This window comes from Aurantimonas coralicida DSM 14790, from assembly GCF_000421645.1.
In the GTDB taxonomy this organism is placed as follows: domain Bacteria; phylum Pseudomonadota; class Alphaproteobacteria; order Rhizobiales; family Rhizobiaceae; genus Aurantimonas; species Aurantimonas coralicida.
Map to the genome: position 1 here is coordinate 112,187 of NZ_ATXK01000003.1, position 17,428 is coordinate 129,614.

The 17,428-nt window shown below is 67.5% G+C and carries 19 protein-coding genes; 8 read left to right on the top strand and 11 right to left on the bottom strand.

The window, feature by feature from the left end:
• The first annotated feature begins 199 nt into the window (after positions 1–199).
• Positions 200–2,263, top strand: a complete 2,064-nt coding sequence (locus H536_RS0109090) for a TonB-dependent receptor domain-containing protein (RefSeq protein WP_024350175.1) — start codon at positions 200–202, stop codon at positions 2,261–2,263.
• A gap of 361 nt (positions 2,264–2,624) precedes the next feature.
• On the top strand, positions 2,625–3,503 hold the full coding sequence (gene yghU / locus H536_RS0109095; protein WP_024350176.1) for a glutathione-dependent disulfide-bond oxidoreductase: 879 nt from the start codon (positions 2,625–2,627) through the stop codon (positions 3,501–3,503).
• 64 nt (positions 3,504–3,567) lie between these two features.
• Here the strand turns inward: yghU and H536_RS0109100 are convergent, their stop codons facing one another.
• Both H536_RS0109100 and H536_RS0109105 read right to left on the bottom strand, forming a co-directional pair.
• A complete protein-coding gene (locus H536_RS0109100; protein ID WP_024350177.1) occupies positions 3,568–4,212 on the bottom strand; it encodes a DsbA family protein in 645 nt (214 codons plus the stop codon).
• Between the two features lie 60 nt (positions 4,213–4,272).
• The gene (locus H536_RS0109105; RefSeq protein WP_024350178.1) at positions 4,273–4,884 is read right to left on the bottom strand and encodes a TetR/AcrR family transcriptional regulator; all 612 of its coding nucleotides are present in this window, start codon (positions 4,882–4,884) and stop codon (positions 4,273–4,275) included.
• Positions 4,885–5,092: 208 nt separating this feature from the next.
• On the opposite strand from H536_RS0109105, the gene H536_RS0109110 reads away from it, so the two are divergent.
• Positions 5,093–5,647, top strand: a complete 555-nt coding sequence (locus H536_RS0109110; RefSeq protein ID WP_024350179.1) for a carboxymuconolactone decarboxylase family protein — start codon at positions 5,093–5,095, stop codon at positions 5,645–5,647.
• 103 nt (positions 5,648–5,750) lie between these two features.
• Here H536_RS0109110 and H536_RS0109115 read toward each other — a convergent pair whose 3' ends face one another.
• The 4 genes from H536_RS0109115 to H536_RS0109130 form a co-directional block, all read right to left on the bottom strand.
• Entirely contained in the window at positions 5,751–6,509 is a 759-nt protein-coding gene (locus H536_RS0109115; protein WP_024350180.1) for an iron ABC transporter ATP-binding protein, read from the bottom strand.
• Complete coding sequence (locus tag H536_RS0109120; RefSeq protein ID WP_051141565.1) at positions 6,506–7,426, bottom strand: iron chelate uptake ABC transporter family permease subunit; 921 nt, start codon at positions 7,424–7,426, stop codon at positions 6,506–6,508. Before H536_RS0109120 ends, H536_RS0109115 begins: the two co-directional genes overlap by 4 nt.
• A 91-nt stretch (positions 7,427–7,517) precedes the next feature.
• Positions 7,518–8,489, bottom strand: coding sequence for an ABC transporter permease (locus H536_RS0109125; protein ID WP_024350182.1), 972 nt, complete (start codon positions 8,487–8,489; stop codon positions 7,518–7,520).
• Between the two features lie 76 nt (positions 8,490–8,565).
• Positions 8,566–9,438 carry a siderophore ABC transporter substrate-binding protein gene (locus tag H536_RS0109130; RefSeq protein ID WP_192844227.1) on the bottom strand — a complete coding sequence of 291 codons (873 nt, stop codon included), beginning with the start codon at positions 9,436–9,438 and terminating at the stop codon, positions 8,566–8,568.
• A 371-nt stretch (positions 9,439–9,809) separates the two neighbouring features.
• On the opposite strand from H536_RS0109130, the gene H536_RS0109135 reads away from it, so the two are divergent.
• The 4 genes from H536_RS0109135 to H536_RS25335 all read left to right on the top strand — a co-directional run bounded on the left by H536_RS0109135 (position 9,810) and on the right by H536_RS25335 (position 11,982).
• Positions 9,810–10,556 (top strand): siderophore-interacting protein, encoded by a 747-nt coding sequence (locus tag H536_RS0109135; RefSeq protein WP_024350184.1) that lies wholly within the window; start codon positions 9,810–9,812, stop codon positions 10,554–10,556.
• 85 nt (positions 10,557–10,641) lie between these two features.
• Positions 10,642–11,052 (top strand): hypothetical protein, encoded by a 411-nt coding sequence (locus H536_RS0109140; RefSeq protein ID WP_024350185.1) that lies wholly within the window; start codon positions 10,642–10,644, stop codon positions 11,050–11,052.
• 56 nt (positions 11,053–11,108) lie between these two features.
• Complete coding sequence (locus H536_RS22520; RefSeq protein WP_024350186.1) at positions 11,109–11,690, top strand: copper chaperone PCu(A)C; 582 nt, start codon at positions 11,109–11,111, stop codon at positions 11,688–11,690.
• A gap of 160 nt (positions 11,691–11,850) precedes the next feature.
• Complete coding sequence (locus tag H536_RS25335; protein ID WP_280137473.1) at positions 11,851–11,982, top strand: hypothetical protein; 132 nt, start codon at positions 11,851–11,853, stop codon at positions 11,980–11,982.
• A 65-nt stretch (positions 11,983–12,047) separates the two neighbouring features.
• Here H536_RS25335 and H536_RS0109155 read toward each other — a convergent pair whose 3' ends face one another.
• From H536_RS0109155 to H536_RS0109170, 4 genes are all read right to left on the bottom strand, one after another.
• The gene (locus tag H536_RS0109155) at positions 12,048–12,926 is read right to left on the bottom strand and encodes a metal ABC transporter permease (RefSeq protein WP_024350187.1); all 879 of its coding nucleotides are present in this window, start codon (positions 12,924–12,926) and stop codon (positions 12,048–12,050) included.
• Complete coding sequence (locus H536_RS0109160; protein WP_024350188.1) at positions 12,923–13,810, bottom strand: metal ABC transporter permease; 888 nt, start codon at positions 13,808–13,810, stop codon at positions 12,923–12,925. Before H536_RS0109160 ends, H536_RS0109155 begins: the two co-directional genes overlap by 4 nt.
• A complete protein-coding gene (locus H536_RS0109165; protein ID WP_024350189.1) occupies positions 13,807–14,754 on the bottom strand; it encodes a manganese/iron ABC transporter ATP-binding protein in 948 nt (315 codons plus the stop codon). Before H536_RS0109165 ends, H536_RS0109160 begins: the two co-directional genes overlap by 4 nt.
• Before the next feature lie 88 nt (positions 14,755–14,842).
• Entirely contained in the window at positions 14,843–15,742 is a 900-nt protein-coding gene (locus H536_RS0109170) for a metal ABC transporter substrate-binding protein (protein ID WP_024350190.1), read from the bottom strand.
• 314 nt (positions 15,743–16,056) lie between these two features.
• Between H536_RS0109170 and H536_RS0109175 the strand changes: the two genes are divergently transcribed.
• Positions 16,057–16,812: a hypothetical protein gene (locus H536_RS0109175; RefSeq protein ID WP_029702945.1), complete on the top strand. Its 756-nt coding sequence runs from the start codon at positions 16,057–16,059 to the stop codon at positions 16,810–16,812.
• On the opposite strand, the gene H536_RS0109180 is transcribed toward H536_RS0109175, so the two are convergent.
• Positions 16,800–17,327: a hypothetical protein gene (locus H536_RS0109180; protein ID WP_024350192.1), complete on the bottom strand. Its 528-nt coding sequence runs from the start codon at positions 17,325–17,327 to the stop codon at positions 16,800–16,802. The genes H536_RS0109175 and H536_RS0109180 overlap by 13 nt on opposite strands.
• Between the last annotated feature and the right edge of the window lie 101 nt (positions 17,328–17,428).

Here is a 17,428-nt window from a genome sequence, read left to right on the forward strand (position 1 = left end):
GACTGGCGGTCTCCAGGCCCTTTCTTAAAGCGATTCCAGAGTCAGTGCAGTTTTGCCACAGTCGCGGCGTCGCGGTTGCAACGGCAATATACAAAGTTGATTCTACGAGTCATGTTTCGTAACGCATCTTCTCACACGCAACTTGTCCGCCACGGTGCCGAGCGCGTGTTTCCATGGTTCGAGTAAAGGAAAATGATCGATGACCGACGACCGGGCGACGACCTCGCTGCGCCGCATGCTTCTCCTGACGGTAAGTCCCGTCATCTGTGTCTTCGCGGCCGGCACGGCTTTCGCGCAATCGCCGGCTCGCGATTATACGCAGGCCACCGCCGCCACCGGTGAGACCGGAACGGTCATGCTCGGCGAAGTTGTCGTGGCCGGTTCCGGCGGCAGCGAGGAATCCATCGAGGACGGCAACACCGTCGCCGTCGTCGACTACACCGAGATCGAGACCTTCCGCCCGCAGACGGTCCAGGACCTCTTCCGCCGCGAGCCCGCGGTGTCCGTCGGCGGCACCATCGCGACCAACCAGAAGGTCTATGTCCACGGCATCGAGGAGACCAATCTCGCCGTGTCGATCGACGGCGCGCGCCAGAACAACAAGCTGTTCCACCACAACGCCACCAACGTCATCGATCCGCGGCTCCTGAAGGCGGCCCGCGTCGATGCCGGCGTTGCCGCCGCCGACGCCGGTCCGGGCGCCCTGGCCGGCGCGATCGCCTACGAGACCGTCGATGTCGACGACCTGCTGCGCGACGGGCGCAACTGGGGCGGCTATGTCGAGGGCGGCTTCCAGACCAATGGCGACACCTTCAGCACGCTCGGCGCCGGCTATGCCCGCTCCAACGGCTTCGAGGTGCTCGGCTTCCTGAACCGCGTCGACGGCGACGATTACGAGGATGGCGACGGCCGCACCGTGACCGGCACCGGCGCCGGCCTCGTCAGCGGCCTCGGCAAGGTGGCCTATGAGGGTCTGTCGGGCGATCGCTTCGAGTTCAGCTACGAGCGCGTGACCGACGACGGCGTGCGCCCCTATCGCGCCAATATCGGCTCGATCATCGGTGGCCGTCCGGTTCCCGATACCCGCATCTACGATCTCGACCGCCAGAACGTCGTCTTCTCCTACGAGAACACGCAGGCCACCGGCTGGTTCGACCCGAAGGTGACGCTCGCCTACAGCACGACCGATCTGGAAACCGAGGAAGACATCCTGCTCGGCGGCGTGCCCAGCGGCAACAAGGCCCGCTACGAGGCCAAGGCCGAGAGCTTCAACGCCACCTTCGCCAACGAATTCCATCTCGAGATGGGATCGGTGAACGCCGGTGTGGACGTCTATCGCGAGACCGCGGATTTCTACGACGCGACCTACTCGACCGGTGAGAAGGCCGACAATATCGGCGCCTTCGCGCAGGCCCGTCTCGACCCGACGGACAAGCTGTCGCTCTCCTTCGGTGGCCGTATCGACCACCAGGTCTTCACCGGCACCAACGGCGGAGACCAGCGCAACACCGGCGCCAGCGGCAACGCTTCGGTGAAATATGCCCTGACCGACCATTTCGCCCTGAAGGCCGGCGTCTCCAGCGTCTTCGGCGGCATCGTCCTGGCCGAGACCTTCATCCAGAACCCGGCCTGGATCTACACCGACATCGATCCGGTGCGCGGCGACAACGGCTTTGCGGGCTTCGAATTCCGCTATGCCGGCTTCATGCTCGACGGTCAGCTGTTCCGCACCGACATCGAGAACGGCCGTACGCCGGATTATCGCGGCGGCCCGTCGCTGACCCACGACTTCACCAGCACCGGTTTCGACCTGACGGCTGGCTATGACTGGGGCACCGGCAATGTGCGCGGCGGCTTCACCAGCGTGACCACCGAAATGGACGGCAACGGTGTCGACTCCTATGTCGGCAACTACTTCACCGTGCCGATGGGCGAGATCTTCACCCTCGCCCTGGTCCAGCGGGTCGACGAATACGGCCTGACCTTCGGCGCCGATGCCGAGTTCGCGCTGGAGGAAGACGCGCCGGCCAAGAACGGCGCCGATCCGGCCGGTGTGCGCCCGCTGGAAAGCTACGCGGTCGTCAACGCGTTCGTTGAGTACGTCCCGCCGCAGCTCAGCAACGTCACGCTGCGCGCCAAGGTCGACAACATCTTCGACGAGACCTATTCCGACCGCGCCACATACGGCCAGGAATTCTCCACCGTCGTGCCGCTGCGCAGCCCCGGCCGCTCCTTCGGCGTCTCGGCCCGCATCGAGTTCTGATCACCAGGGCGGCGGGCACAGGGCTCGCCGCATCGAAGAACCCATCATGGACAGGGGCCGGGGAGGAGACTTCCCGGCCCCTTTCTGCGTCGACCGGCGCCATCGCGGGGGCGTTCGCGCGTGCCGGCGGGCGAGCAGTGCCGCTGTCTGCCCGACGGTGACGCTCCGTTGCCGTCGCAGCCGGCGTCGCCGGCTTGAGCCGCGCGGCCGCGCACCTATAGTGAGCTGCAAGGCGCAAGGACCCGCTCCCGGGATCCGTCGCGGTTTTCCCGAAAACGGCACGTCGGCGCGGCCGACATTCGCCGCCAGCCACCGGACCCGGTCGCCCTTCACCCGCAAAAATTCGAAAATGGAGATGTCGATGACCGACAATGCCGACTACACGCCGCCCGCCGTCTGGACCTGGGACAAGGAAAGCGGCGGCAAGTTCGCCAGCATCAACCGCCCCATTGCCGGCCCGACCCATGACAAGGAGCTGCCGGTCGGCAAGCATCCGCTGCAGCTCTATTCCCTGGCCACGCCGAACGGCGTCAAGGTCACGGTCATGCTGGAAGAGCTTCTGGCCGCCGGCTACAGCGGCGCCGAATACGACGCCTGGCTGATCCAGATCGGCGAGGGCGACCAGTTCTCCAGCGGCTTCGTCGAGATCAACCCGAACTCCAAGATCCCGGCACTCAACGACCGCAGCGGACCGGAGCCGATCCGGGTGTTCGAATCCGGTGCGATCCTCATCTATCTGGCCGAGAAGTTCGGCGCTTTCCTGCCCACCAGCCCGGCCGCGCGGGCCGAGTGCCTGTCCTGGCTGCAGTGGCAGATGGGCTCGGCGCCGTTCCTGGGCGGCGGCTTCGGGCATTTCTATGCCTATGCGCCGGTCAAGTACGAATACCCGATCAATCGCTACGCCATGGAAGTGAAGCGCCAGCTCGACGTGCTCGATCGCCGGCTGGCCGACAACGAGTTCGTCGCCGGGCCCGAATACACCATCGCCGACATGGCGATCTGGCCCTGGTACGGGGCGCTGGCCAAGGGTCTGCTCTACGATGCGGGCGAGTTCCTGCAGGTGCAGGACTACAAGAACGTGCAGCGCTGGACCGAGGCGGTCTATGCCCGCCCGGCAGTCAAGCGCGGCCGGATGGTCAACCGCGTGATGGGCGAGCCGTCGAGCCAGCTCCACGAGCGCCATGACGCGTCCGACTTCGATACGAAGACGCAGGACAAGATCGCGCCCGCCGCGAAATAGCGCGGAACACCGATGCACACCCGGCGGCTCTGTATGGCCGCCGGGTTTCCTGCAAAGAGAAGAATTAGCTGGCGCCGTGCGCTTCCAGCACCTTCGCCACCAGCGGCATCAGCTTGTCCGCCCCGCGATAGCCATGGGTCAGCATCGTGTAGGTGCCTTCGGCATTCGGTCCGACGACCAGTGTCGGGAAGCCCTGCACACCGGCATTGCGCGAGGTGGCGTAGTCGAGGCGTGTGGCATCGCGCACCGCCTCGGACTCAAGCCGCATCAGGAACGGCTCGCGCTCCAGACCCATCTCCTCGGCGAGGTCGGCCAAGATCTCCGCCTGGGTGACGTCGCGGTTCTCGGCGTAGAAGGCGCGCTGGACGCGCTCGAGGAAGGGCAGTTCCAGCTCTGGGTTCTCGGCCCGGACCGCCACCACGGCCCGCGCGGCCGGATCGGTGTCGTAGACGAAGCCGTCCCGCTCGAAGAAATCGAAGTCGAAGGCCTGGCCCGAGCGCTCGTGCACATGCTGCCAGTGATTGCGGATTTCCGCCTTGGACTGCGCCGTCATCGGCTCTTCGGTGCCCGGCCTCAGGCCGCCCATCACCACCCGGACCGGCAGGGCGTCGCCATAGGTCTTGCGGATCGTCTCGATGGTCGGTGCGAAGCCCCAGCACCAGGAGCACATGGGGTCGGCGAAATAGATCGCCTGCAGACCGTCTGTCATGTCGATTGCCAATCTGTCGTTGCGGGTCGGGTTTGAAAGGAGTGTCGCGGCGTCCGCCGGTCAGGCCGGCTGACATTGGCGGGCGATATCCGCCGCCATGCCGTCGGCCAGATGCGCCAGCGCCGCCCGGTCGGTGCCGCGATGCGCCTCGATGCGCAGGGCGGTGACATCGGACTGGAATCGCGTCGCCAGCCGCTCGGCATCGGCATCGTCCGGGATCTCGCCGGCCGTCCTGGCGCGTTCGAAGGCGGCGGCGATCTCGGCCCGCATCAGGTCGAGATAGTGCCGCGCCGCATTGGCGATCGCCGGATCGTTGGGCGTTGCGTCGAGCAGCGTCTTGACCAGCATGCAGGCATGGACCGGGTCCTCGCCGAGTTCGCCGCGCCCCAGCGCGCGCAGATAGTCGGTCAGGCCGGCGATCGGCGTCGGCGCCGCCGCCAGCCGCGCGGCGAGGCCGGCGCGGTTGCGCAGGAAATAGCGCTCCAGCGCCGCCAGGAACAACGCCTCCTTGCTCTGGAAGGCGGCATAGATGCTGCCGGGCTTCATCGTCAGCGCGGCTTCCAGATCCTTCAGCGACGTCGCGTGATAGCCCTTCGCCCAGAACAGTCGGAGGGCGGCATCGAGGGCGGCGTCGCGGTCGTAGGGCCGGGCGTTGGGGCGGCTGCGTTTCATGTCGTCCAATGTAGGTCGCGCAAGGCAGCCTGTCTGTACCGCCGGGCCCCTCGACTTTCAAGTTTGAGTGATTGCTCAATTCGCTACTTGAGCGATCGCTCAAGATGATTAGCTTCCCGCTCATCGAACGGCGGCCGGAACACGGACCGTCCCCACGGACCCGCAGACATTCCGGACCTCCGTCCGGCACCGACATCAGGAAGCGATCATGACCGACTTTACCCTGCACGACGAAACCACCGCGCCGGACGACAGCAAGCCGCTGCTCGCCAAGTCCCAGAAGGCCTTCGGGATGGTCCCGGGCCTGCATGCGGTCATGGCCGAGGCCCCGGGACTGCTGGACGCCTATCAGCAGGTCCACGAGCTGTTCCTGAACTCCAGCTTCGACAAGGACGAGACCACCGTCGTCTGGCAGACGGTGAACGTCGAGAACAACTGCCATTACTGCGTCCCGGCCCATACCGGCATCGCCAAGGCGATGGGCGTCGACGACGCCATCACCGAGGCGCTGCGCAACGAGACCCCGCTGCCCAACGCCCGGCTCGAGGCGCTGCGCGACTTCACCCTCAGCGTGGTGCGCGATCGCGGCAATGTCGATGACGCGAAGGTGCAGGCGTTCCTCGATGCCGGCTTCACCAGGCGCAACATTCTCGAAGTGGTGCTCGGCTATTCGCAGAAGGTGATGTCGAACTACACCAACCATCTGGCGCAGACGCCGGTCGACAAGCCGTTCCAGAAATTCGCCTGGCAGAAGGGCGCCTGAGCGTCAGCCAGCCAGCACGCCGGGACAAGCCTGTCTCGTCACCGAACGCGCGGCCTGCCATCCTTTTAGATGGCGGGCCGTCGTCGTTTCGGCCGGCGTCATCTCAGCGCCGGAACAGGCAGGTGCGCTGGCCCTCGATCTCGCGGATCATCACCGGCAGGCCGAACACCGCCTCGACCACCTCTTCGGTGATTACCGCCGCGACGGGACCCTCATGGGCGACCTTTCCGTCGCACATGGCGACGATGCGGTCGGCATAGGCGCTGGCGAAATTGATGTCGTGCAGGACGACGACGATCGTCTTGCCCAGTTCGTCCGCGGCGCGGCGGATCAGCCGCATCATCGCCACCGCATGGCGGATGTCGAGATTGTTCAGCGGCTCGTCGAGGAGGATGGTGCCGGTGTCCTGCGCCAGCACCATGGCGACGAAGGCCCGCTGGCGCTGGCCACCGCTGAGTTCGTCGAGATAGCGCTCGGCCAGATCCGACAAATCGAGATAGGCGATGGCCTCGGCCACCTTGGCGTGGTCGGCCGCCCTCATCCGGCCCTTCGAATGGGGAAAGCGGCCGAAACCGACGAGATCGCGCACGGTCAGCCGCACCGACAGCCCGTTCTCCTGCCGCAGGATGGCCAGCCGCTTGGCGAGTTCGTCGCCCTTGGTGCGGGTGACGTCGAGGCCGTCCACGAGGACGCGGCCGCCATCCATCGGCAGGAGCCGCGCGATCATCGACAGGAGCGTCGACTTGCCGGCGCCGTTCGGTCCGATGATCGCCGTCACCCCGCCCGCCGGAAGCGACAGGCTGACGCCATCGACCACCAGGGCGCGATCGTAGCGCTTGGTCAGGTGCTCGGCCTCGATCATGCGATGCCTTTTTTCAGGATGAGGGCGAGGAAGACGAGGCCGCCGGCGAACTCGACGACGATTCCCAGCGCCGTGTCGAAATGCAGGACGTGTTCGAGCAGCGTCTGGCCGCCGACGAGGCAGATGATCGCGATCAGCGAGGCCGCCGTCATGGTCAGGCGGTGGCTGCGCGCGCCGACGAGGCTGACCGCCAGGCTGGCGACGAGCAGGCCGAAGAAGGTGACCGGACCGACCAGTGCCGTTGAGACCGATACCAGCACGGCCACCGTGGCAAGGACCAGCATGACGGCGCGGCGATGGGCGATGCCCAGCGAGATGGCGCGGTCGCGGCCAAGCGACAGGACGTCGAGCGTCGCGGTCATGCGCCACAAAGCGAGGCTGGCGCCGCCGATCAGCACGGCGGCGATGCCCAGAAGATCGGTCTCGATGGTGTTGAAGCTGGCGAAGAGCCGGTCCTGCAGGACGACGAAATCGTTCGGGTCGATCAGCCGCTGCATGAGACCAGCGGTGGAATGGAACAGGATGCCCAGAACGACGCCGATCAGGAGCAGCCGGTGGATGTCGCGCGTGCCGGCGCCGATCAGCGTGCCGTAGAGGCCGCAGGCGAACAGCACCATGACCAGGAGCTCGCCGGCGAACAGCGCGGCGGGAGCGATCGCCGCCGTGGTGGCCGCACCGGTCAGGAACACGAGCAGCGTCTGGATCAGCCGGTAGAGGGCGTCGAACCCCATGATCGATGGCGTCAGGATGCGGTTGCCGGCGATCGTCTGGAACACAACGGTGGACGTGGCGATGGCGTGGGCGACGAGCAGCATCGCCGCCAGCTTGGCGCCGCGGAACGGCAGCACGAACGACCAGTTGCCGCGCGCCCCGAGCGTCAGGAAGAGGACGCAGGCGAGGATCGCCAGCGCCGCCAGAACGAGGAGGGCGACGTGTTCGGGCCGGTCGCTCCGACGGGGCGGCGTCGCCGCGCGGGCGGTCCCTGTGCGGCCATGGGTGGCGCCGAGGTCAACCAAGGCTCGGCCTCCGGCGGAAAATGATCGCCAGGAACACGCAGGCGCCGAGAACACCCATGATCGTGCCGGCCGGGATTTCATAGGGCGCCCGCACCAGCCGCCCGACGAGATCGCAGGCCAGCACCAGCGCAGCGCCCGACAGGGCGACATAGGGCACCGTGCGCCGGCCATTGTCGCCGACGAGCATGGAGACGAGGTTCGGCACGACGAGGCCGACAAAGGGAATGCTGCCCACCGACACGATGGTGACGGCGGCGACGAGCGAGACGACGACGAGGCCGAGCGCCAGAACGCGCTCGTAGGAGAGCCCCAGATTGGTCGCCACGTCGCGGCCGAGGCCGGCGAGGGTGAAGCGGTCGGCGGCGAAGACCGCCAGGATCGTCAGGCCGAAGGCGATCCAGAGGAGTTCGTAGCGGCCGCGCAGCACCATCGAAAAATCGCCGCTCACCCAGGCGCCGAGCGACTGCAGCAGATCGAAGCGATAGGCGAGGAAACTCGCCCCGGCCCCGATGATGCCCGACAGGATCAGCCCGACCAGCGGCACCAGCATGCCGGAGCGCAGCCGCAGCCGGGCGATGATCGCCATGAACAGCGCCGTGCCGGCCAGCGCGAATCCGGCGGCGATCAGCATCTTGCCGAAGACCGGGAGGCCGGGGGCGAGGATCGTCACCGCGAGCAGGCCGAGGCTCGCCGATTCCGTCGTGCCGACGGTCGACGGCTCGACGAAGCGGTTCGACGACAGCATCTGCATGATCAGGCCGGCGACGGCGAGGCCGGCCCCGGCGAGCAGCGCCGCGAGCGTGCGGGGAATCCGGCTGACCAGCAGCAGCCGCAGGCCATCCGCGTCCCGCCCCCCGGCCGAGAGCGTGCCGACCGACAATGCGCCGGCGCCGACAAAGACGCTGGCGAGAGCCAGGAGGACGATCGTGGCGATCAGGCCAGCGATGATGCGGGAATGGGACATGGCGGTCATGGTTGCTGCCGGCGCAGGACGGGGCAGGGCGCAAAGGGAGCGTGCGTCGGGGCGGGGCCCCTTCGCGTCAGGAGCCCTTGTCGAAGCGCGTCGTCAGTTGCTCGACATTGGTCTCGAGCGAGGTCAGGCCCGGGGCGGTCAGATACCAGGTGGCTGGGTTCAGATAGACGACATGGTCCGAACGCCACGCCTTGGTGTTCTCGACCAGTTCGTTCTCCAGCAGCGCCGCTGCGGCGCCCTGGCCGATGGCGGCGTCGCGGTCGATCACGAACAGCCAGTCCGGATCGGTGTCGGCGATATATTCGAACGAGACCGCTTCGCCGTGATTGGCGGCTTCGAGGCCGGGGTCCGCCGGCGTGACGCCGAACTCGGCGTGCAACAGCCCGAAACGCGAGCCGGCGCCGAAGGCGCTGATGCGGTTGCCGGTGGTCATGACGATGAGGCCGGTGCCGATGCCGGCCGACGTCTCCTTCAGGGCGGCGATCCGGCCCTGCAGATCCGCGATCCGCTGCTCCGCCAGGTCGGCCTTGCCGAAGATGGCGCCGAGCGTGGTGATCCGCTCGAAGGCACTGGCGAGGAGATCGCCGCCATCGACGGTCATGTCGATGGTCGGCGCGATCCGTGCCAGCGCCTCGGTCTGTTCGCTGGAGCGCCCGCCGGCGATGATAAGGTCGGGGGCGAGGGCGGCGACCGCCTCGAAATCAGGCTCGAAGATCGAGCCGACCTTCGGCGTGGCGTCGCCGGCATAGTGGGCGAGATAGTCCGGGAACGGCGCGGCCGGCAGACCGGCCATGGGAACGTCCAGCGCGTCGAGCGTATCGATAGACGCCATGTCGAAGACGACGACCGTCTTCGGCTCGGCCGGAATGACGACGTCGCCGCGATAGGTCGAGACCGTCATCTCGCCGGATGCCGGCTCCTGGGCGAGCGCCGGCGCCATGGACAGCGCCAGGCCGCACCAGGCCGCGATCAGGTGCGGCAAGAGGCGGCGGCGGGACGATGGCGCCCCAAAGCGGGCCGAAACGGGCTGGAATGCGGACATGTCTGATCCTTTGCGAGTCTGCCGGACGGCGGGCCGACAGGGCTGAGTGGATAATATGAAAATCATTGTCAAGATTAGCAGTGCTTTGGCAGCAGGGCGCGGACCGGCGAGCTTCCGCAACACTTCCACATAACCTGAGAATTGAAATCATGTTTAGTCCGGGCTATGGCGGCCCGGAAGAACCGGCGGTGGCCGTCGCGCCGTGCCGGACGGGCGGGCTGGGGCGACGAGGCCCGCCGCCGTAATGACAGACAGGGAAGCAGTGCCGCATGAAGCACGAGATCATTCGCGTTCGCCATGAATTGCGGCGACGGGACCTTGAGGTCAGCCGGGTCGAATATCCGACGCCGGGCATGCTCCGCATGACCCTGACCGGAGAGGAACTGGAGGGGTTCCACAGCCCGTCCGCCGACGACCATGTGAAGCTGTTCATTCCGCAGTCCGACGGCGAGCCGGCGATGCGCGACTACACCCCGCGCCGCTACGATGCGCAGACGCAGTCGCTGGTCCTCGACTTCGCGCTGCATGACGGAGGCCCGGCCACGCTCTGGGCGCGCTCGGCGAAGGAAGGGGATCGCCTGCAAATCGGAGGGCCGCGCGGGTCGTCCATCGTGCCGCATGATTTCGACTGGTGGCTGATGGTCGGTGACGAGACCGCGCTGCCGGCGATCGGCCGGCGGCTGGAAGAGTTCGCGCCCGGCACGCCGGTCACCACGCTGGTCGCGGTCGAAGGCCCGGAAGAAGAGCAGGCGCTTGCGACCCGGGCAGCGCATCGGCCGCTCTGGGTGCACCGGCCGCTTGCGGCCGCCTCCGACCCCGCGCCGATTCTTGCAGCGCTGGCCGATCTGTCGCTGCCGGAGGGCGAGGGCTTCGTCTGGATCGCGGCAGAAAGCCGCGTCGCCAAGGCCGTCCGCGCCCATGTGACCGACGTTTGGGGCCATCCCAAGCAATGGCTGAAATCCAGCGGCTACTGGAAGCTCGGCACCAAGGACAGCCATGAGGAATTCGACGATTGAGCACCGGCATCCGCACCCGGTCTGCACCGACGAAAGCCGGGTCCGGCAGCTACCCTTGCCGCGGATCGCGTGATATCTGCCGGACATGACGACGCTCCGGCGCTTCCTTGCGGACCGATCCGCGGCCCTCGCGGCCATGCTGATCCTGACCCAGCTTCTCCTGGGTCAGGCGGCGGCATCGGGTTTTGCCTGCGCCAGGATGGACGCGTCCGCCGCGGCCGGCGTGACCGTCATCTGCGTCGGCGACGGCTTCGAGACGCGGTCGGCTCCGGCGGGTAATCAGTCCGAGCACGATTGCTGCGTCGATTGCCCCTCCGCGGCCGGATGCGGCCAGAGCCCGGCCCTGCCGGCGATGGCCGATCTCGCCTCCTACGCGATCGCCGCCGGCGCCACCGACGCGGTCGTTGCCTGGACGCCGTCGGCCGCCGCCCTCGGCCCGCGCGCGCCGCCGCCGGGGCTCGCTTTGCAACGCGGCCCACCGCTTCTCTCCGTCTGAACAAACGGCCCGACACCTGTCGCGGCCCTGCCTGTCCTGTTCAAATGGAGACTTCCATGTCCCTTCGCATCACGCTGGCTGCCGCAGCAGCCCTCACGCTCGGCCTGCTGTCGGCCGCTTCCGCCCATGACTACAAGGTCGGCGACCTCACCATCGCTCATCCGTGGAGCCGTGCCACGCCGCCCAATGCCGCCGTCGGCGGCGGCTACATGGTCATCGAGAACCACGGCGCGTCGGATGACCGGCTGCTCGGCGGCGCGACCCCCATCGCCGGCGAGGTCCAGATCCACACGATGGAGATGGACGGCGACATCATGAAGATGCGCCGGCTCGAAGACGGTGTCGCGGTGCCTGCCGGCGCCACGGTCGCGCTGGAGCCCGGCGCCTATCACCTCATGCTCATGAACCTGACGGAGCCGCTCACCGAAGGCAGCCGCGTGCCGCTGACCCTGCGGTTCGAAAAGGCCGGTCCGGTCGAGATGGAACTGGCGGTCGAGGGCATCGGCGCCCGGGCACCGGCCGCGATGGACCACGACCAGCATGGCGGTGCGGCGATGTCGCACGGTGCCGGCGACATGCCGGCCGAGACGGGCGGACACGACGCCATGAGCGACGGCGCCGAGCCGCACCAGCACTAGGCCGCACTCTCTCCGAACGTAGCCTGCGGGCTGCGCCCGACGAGGGATCGCGAGGCCGCGCCACGGCGTCGTCTTGCGGTCCCGGCGCGGAGCGCGTCCGAGCCGCTTCTCCTTCCTCCGTCAGCCATCGCAGGATCGGCCATGGCGTCGCCCTGAGTCTTTGCGGGCCGCGGGCCTGCTGGCGATCCTCGCGATCGGCGGGGTGCTGTTTCCGCTGGTCGGCCTGTCGCTGATCGTGATGCTGACGCTCGATCTTGCGCTCAGCCGGTTCTGGCGGCGCGGACGGGCCTGATCGCACGCGGCAGAAGTCACCGGTCCGGCGTTGCCGGGCCGGCGATGCCTAGAGGCCTGCCCGCGTCACTCCGCTGCGGTGGGTGCCAGCATGGCGGGCGCGTCCTCGCGGGCGCGGCGCGAGTGCCGGCGGGTGGTACGTAGGCGGTTGACGAAGGCGGCGATGAAGATCGCCGTCAGCACCAGCACGATCGTCGCCGCCGGGGCGCTGTCGAGGAAGAAGCTGAGATAGGTGCCGATGAGCATCGCCGACACGCAGACCGCGACCGAGACGATCAGCATCCGGCCGAAGCTGCGCACCAGCAGGAAGGCGATGGCGCCCGGCGTCACCAAGAGCGCCACGGCGAGGATCAGGCCGACCGAGGTCAGCGTCGCCACGATGGTCAAGGACAGGCTGGCGAGCAATCCATAGTGCAGGAGGCCGGTGTTGAGCCCCGAGGCCTGGGCCTGCGCCGGGTCGAAGGCATGGAGCAGCAGGTCCTTCCATTTCAAGAGCAGCAGCGCCGAGACGACCAGCGCGATGATGCCGGAGGTCATCAGGTCCTTGGCGCCGATCCCCAGCATGTTGCCGAACAGGACATGGTCGAGATGCTCGTTGGTGTGGATCGAGGTGTAGAGGATGATGCCGACCCCGAACATGCCCGAGAAGACGACGCCCATCACCGTGTCCTGCTTCACCCGGCTGTTGTGCGAGAGATAGCCGGTGAGCAGCGCGCAGGTCATGCCGGCGACGAAGGCACCGACGATCAGCGGGATGTTGAGCACCCAGGCGAGGACGACGCCCGGCAGCGTGGCGTGGCTGACCGCGTCGCCCATCAGCGCCCAGCCCTTGAGCACCAGGAAGCAGGAGAGGAGGGCGGTCGGCGGCCCGACCATCAGGACGATCCAGAAGGCGTTCTGCATGAACGGGAACTGGAACGGCAGGAGAAGCTGGTCGAGGCTCATGCCGCTTCCTCCCGGATGGCGTCCGGTCGCGGCGTGGCGAGCGCGGCGGCGGCCTTGCGGCGGGCGGCGATCAGCCCGTGCTTGGGCGCGAAGACGAAGGCGACGAGGAAGATCACCGTCTGCAGGGTGACGATCACGCCGCCGGTCGCCCCGTCGAGGAAGTAGCTGAGATAGGCGCCGACGAAGCTGGTGACGGCGCCGATGGCGACGGACAGGCCGATCAGCCGCGGAAACCGGTCCGACAGGAGATAGGCGGTGGCGCCGGGCGTCACCACCATGGCGATGACGAGGAAGGCGCCGACGGTGACCATCGCGGCGACGATCGCCGCCGACAGGAGCATGAAGAACATCACCTTCAGAAGGTCCGGCCGCAGGCCGATCGAGCGCGCATGGTTCTCGTCGAAGAAGGTGACCATCAGGTCCTTCCACTTGGCGAGCAGCACGACGAGGCAGACGAGGCCGATGATCGCCAGCTGCAGCGTGTCCTCAGGCGTGATGGCGAGGATGTTGCCCATGACGATGGTCTGGATCGACACCGAGACCGGGCTGATCGACACCATGAACAGGCCAAGCCCGAAGAAGGAGGTGAAGATGATGCCGATGATGACATCGATCTTCAGGCCCGAGCGTCCCGACAGGAACAGCATGGCGCCGGCCGCCAGCCCGCCGGCGATGAAGGCGCCGAGAGAAAAGGGCAGGCCGAGCATGAAGGCGCCGGCAACGCCCGGCACGACCGAATGGCTGAGCGCGTCGCCGATCAGCGACCAGCCCTTCAGCATCAGATAGGCCGAGAGGAAGGCGCAGACGCCGCCGACGAGGGCCGAGACCCACATGGCGTTGGTCATGTAGCTGTACTGGAACGGCTCGAGCAGCGTGGTGATCATCGCCGCTCCCCGTCCTGCGGGGCCTTGCCGGGTGCCGCGGCCGGTGCGGCGGTGGCGCGCGGCTCGCCGTAATGGACGAAGGCGCGCTCGTCATCGGTGATGATCGACAATTCGCGTGGATCGTCATCGTCGTGCAGGGCAGCGCCCGCCAGCGTCACGTGGCGCAGCACGCCGCCGAAGGCGCGCTCCAGATTGCGCCGGGTGAAGATCGTCGCGGTCGGCCCGTAGGCCAGCACCGTGCCCTTGACCAGGACGACCCGGTCGCAGAATTCCGGCACCGAGCCGAGATTGTGGGTGGAGACCAGCATCACCCGGCCTTCGGCCTTCAACTCGCGCAAGAGGGCGACGATCTGTTCCTCGGTCTTCACGTCGACGCCGGTGAAGGGCTCGTCGAGGAGGATCACCTGGCCGTCCTGCGCCAGGGCCCGCGCGAGGAAGACCCGCTTGCGCTGGCCGCCGGAGAGCTCGCCGATCTGGCGGTGCCGCAGATCCTGCATGCCGACCCGCGAGAGCGCCTGGTCGACGGCGGCGCGATCGGCCGCGCCGGGGCGGCGCAGGAAGCCCATATGGCCGTAGCGGCCCATCATCACCACGTCCTCGACGAGGACGGGAAACGCCCAGTCCACCTCTTCCGACTGCGGCACATAGGCGACGAGGTTCTCGCGCAGCGCCTGCTTTACCGAACGGCCGAGCAGGGTGATCTCGCCGCGCGCCGCCGGCACGAAGCCCATGATCGCCTTGAACAGGGTGGACTTGCCGGCGCCGTTGACGCCGACTAGCGCGGTGATCGTGCCGCGCGGGATCTGGAAGGTCGCGTCGTGCAGCGCGGTATGGCCGTTGCGATAGGTCACGGTCACGTTGTGCGCCGAGATGCCGTCGCCGGTCGCAGTGCTGCCGGCAGGCCGGTCGTCCGCTACGTCAGACGTCTCGCGCGTGATGGTCATGGGGTGCCTGTCAGATCCCTTGGCTGCTCGGATGGGGAAGCCGTCGTGCGAAGGTCGCCGCGGCTTGCCACCGTAGATGGAGAGGCGGTTACTGGCTGTCCACTGCCAGGCCGTCGGCAATCGTCTCGGCGTCGGTCCGCAGGAGATCGAGATAGGTCGGCACCGGCCCGTCCGGCCCGGACAGCGAATCCACGTAGAGGACGCCGCCGAAGGTCGAGCCGGTCTCGCGCGCCACCTGTTCGGCCGGCGCGGAACTGACGGTGCTCTCGCAGAACACGGCGGGAATGTCGTTCTCGCGCACCGCGTCGATCACCTTGCGCACCTGCTGCGGCGTGCCGGTCTGGTCGGCGTTGATCGGCCACAGATACAGCTCCTTCATGCCGAAGTCGCGGGCGAGATAGCTGAACGCGCCCTCGCAGGTGACCAGCCAGCGCCGGTCTTCCGGGATGGCGGCGATCCGGTCGCGCAGCGGCGCGATCGTCTCCGTGATCTGCTGCTTGTAGCGCTCGGCATTCGCCCGGTAGGCGTCGGCATGGTCCGGGTCGTTTGTGGCGAGGGCGTCGCTGATGTTGTCGACATAGACCATCGCGTTTTCCAGCCCCATCCAGGCATGCGGATTGGCGAGGCCCTCGTAATCGCCCTCGGCGATCGAGATCGGCGCGATGCCGTCGCTCAATGTGGCCGACGGCATGTCGCCGAGATTGGCGACGAACTGCTCGAACCAGCGCTCCAGGTTGAGGCCGTTCCACAGGATCAGGTCGGCGCCGCTGGCCCGCACGATGTCCTGCGGCGTCGGCTGGTAGCCGTGGATCTCGGCGCCGGGCTTGGTGATGGACACCACATCCGCATGTTCGCCGGCCACGTTCTGCGCGATGTCGGACAGGATCGTGAAGGTCGTCACGACCTTGAGCCGCTCCTGCGCGGTGGCGCCCGTCGCCAGGAGCGCTGCGGCGAAGGCGGCGAGGATCGTCGTTCGAACGAACGGCATGGGGTCTCCAATCTCTGTCGGTCGGTGCACGCTGCCTGCCAATTCCGACTTTTGCAAGTGCAAATCGTTTGCAACTGGGTTCCGTGAGGAGCGCAGTCGCGCCTGCGGGATGTAGGCCTCCGAAGGCTCCGCGGAACCGCCTTTCGCATCCCGCAGTCATCCTCGCCATCACCGCCGATGCGTCCGGTCTGGACGGCCTCGCATCAGCTTTCGTCGGCACAGTCGGCTGGAGCGATCCCACGGTATTTCAAGCTGGCCTGAATCATTAAGATTTGATTAGAACTTGAGCGAATGGTTAACGGGCGGAAAACGGCATGGCATTGAGTGAACTCGTTGTACGGACACGGGCGGACAGCGATGTGCTGCGCCGGCAGGCGGTCGAGGTCGAGGATGCCGTCTGGGGCCCGCTGGGCTTCCTGAACCATACACGGGCCCATCGTGAACATTACGACAGGCTGCTGGAAGACCATGCCGACCTGCAGCTCTGCCTCGTCGACGAGGCGACGGGCCGCCCGGTCGCGCTGGCCAATTGCGTGCCGGTGGCGTTCGGGGGCGATCTGTCCGAACTCCCGGCGGAAGGCTGGGACTGGCTGGTCGAGACCGGCGGGACCGGTCGCCGCAGCCAGGCCAATGTTCTGGGCGCGCTGGCCATCTCTGTGCCGGTCGCCGAGCGCGGCAAGGGCTACGCCTTCCGGATGATCGGCGAGTTGCACCGGATCGCCGAGGCCAATGGCTTCGAGCGGATGATCGCGCCGGTGCGCCCCTCCGCCAAGACCGTCCATCCCCATGCGTCCATGGCCGATTATATCGGCTGGCAGGACGAGCGCGGCCGTTGCTTCGATCCCTGGCTCCGCAGCCATCTCGCGCAAGGCGGCCGGGTGGTTCACCCCTGCGAACGCTCCATGGTCGTCAGCGAGCATATCGCCTTCTGGGAGACCTGGGCGGGGCGGCGGTTCGAGACCTCGGGCGACTATACGCTGGCCGGCGGCCTGGTGCCGGTCGCCATCGACGTCGAACGCCAGCGCGGCACCTATTCGGAACCCAATGTCTGGGTGGCCTACACGCACTGACCCTTCGGATGGCCGACGTAAGCCGTCAGCGCCGGGGCACCGTCTCCGTCGGCTGATGCCGGCGCTTGCGGAAACGACAGGGCTGCGATCGCCTCGGCGCTCATGCCGGGCTCGCGGATCGTGCGCCATAGCCACAGGGCGCGGGCGACGCGGCCATTGCCCATGGTGAAGGGGCGCAGCATCGCGAAGAGCTGCACCGCCTCGTCGGCCGAGGCCAGGCCGGAGCGGGTGAGGGCGAGGAGGTCGGCGAGAGCGTCCGGCAGGGAGGGCACAACGTCTTGCTGATCGGCGGCGTCGGGCGCGACCGGCGCCTCCCGGAGCACCGCTCCTGGGGCCAGATAGGCGGCGAGAATCTCGAGATTCGCGACCCGGGGCTCGTTGGCCGCGAGGAATCCCCGATGCGCGGCGATGACGGCTTCGCTCGGCTGTTGCGTTTCGCCACTGCGCCGGAGGCTGTCGGCCACCAGTGAAGGGACCCAGCTTCCGAACGCCGCGGCGGCCATGTCGAGCGGCATGGGCGGGTCCATCCTTTGGTGGCGCGGCGGCTCCTCGGGCGAGGACTGTGCCGGATGGGAATCAGCCTAACCCACCATTCCTTCAACTATTCTTAGCGCTT

What these genes read in the sequence shown, in the direction of transcription:
- H536_RS0109090 (WP_024350175.1), top strand. Translation starts at nt 200, where the DNA reads ATGACCGACGACCGGGCGACGACCTCGCTGCGCCGCATGCTTCTCCTG.
- yghU (WP_024350176.1), top strand. Translation starts at nt 2,625, where the DNA reads ATGACCGACAATGCCGACTACACGCCGCCCGCCGTCTGGACCTGGGAC.
- H536_RS0109100 (WP_024350177.1), bottom strand. Translation starts at nt 4,212, where the DNA reads ATGACAGACGGTCTGCAGGCGATCTATTTCGCCGACCCCATGTGCTCC.
- H536_RS0109105 (WP_024350178.1), bottom strand. Translation starts at nt 4,884, where the DNA reads ATGAAACGCAGCCGCCCCAACGCCCGGCCCTACGACCGCGACGCCGCC.
- H536_RS0109110 (WP_024350179.1), top strand. Translation starts at nt 5,093, where the DNA reads ATGACCGACTTTACCCTGCACGACGAAACCACCGCGCCGGACGACAGC.
- H536_RS0109115 (WP_024350180.1), bottom strand. Translation starts at nt 6,509, where the DNA reads ATGATCGAGGCCGAGCACCTGACCAAGCGCTACGATCGCGCCCTGGTG.
- H536_RS0109125 (WP_024350182.1), bottom strand. Translation starts at nt 8,489, where the DNA reads ATGTCCCATTCCCGCATCATCGCTGGCCTGATCGCCACGATCGTCCTC.
- H536_RS0109130 (WP_192844227.1), bottom strand. Translation starts at nt 9,438, where the DNA reads ATGGCGCCGGCGCTCGCCCAGGAGCCGGCATCCGGCGAGATGACGGTC.
- H536_RS0109135 (WP_024350184.1), top strand. Translation starts at nt 9,810, where the DNA reads ATGAAGCACGAGATCATTCGCGTTCGCCATGAATTGCGGCGACGGGAC.
- H536_RS0109140 (WP_024350185.1), top strand. Translation starts at nt 10,642, where the DNA reads ATGACGACGCTCCGGCGCTTCCTTGCGGACCGATCCGCGGCCCTCGCG.
- H536_RS22520 (WP_024350186.1), top strand. Translation starts at nt 11,109, where the DNA reads ATGTCCCTTCGCATCACGCTGGCTGCCGCAGCAGCCCTCACGCTCGGC.
- H536_RS0109155 (WP_024350187.1), bottom strand. Translation starts at nt 12,926, where the DNA reads ATGAGCCTCGACCAGCTTCTCCTGCCGTTCCAGTTCCCGTTCATGCAG.
- H536_RS0109160 (WP_024350188.1), bottom strand. Translation starts at nt 13,810, where the DNA reads ATGATCACCACGCTGCTCGAGCCGTTCCAGTACAGCTACATGACCAAC.
- H536_RS0109165 (WP_024350189.1), bottom strand. Translation starts at nt 14,754, where the DNA reads ATGACCATCACGCGCGAGACGTCTGACGTAGCGGACGACCGGCCTGCC.
- H536_RS0109170 (WP_024350190.1), bottom strand. Translation starts at nt 15,742, where the DNA reads ATGCCGTTCGTTCGAACGACGATCCTCGCCGCCTTCGCCGCAGCGCTC.
- H536_RS0109175 (WP_029702945.1), top strand. Translation starts at nt 16,057, where the DNA reads ATGGCATTGAGTGAACTCGTTGTACGGACACGGGCGGACAGCGATGTG.
- H536_RS0109180 (WP_024350192.1), bottom strand. Translation starts at nt 17,327, where the DNA reads ATGCCGCTCGACATGGCCGCCGCGGCGTTCGGAAGCTGGGTCCCTTCA.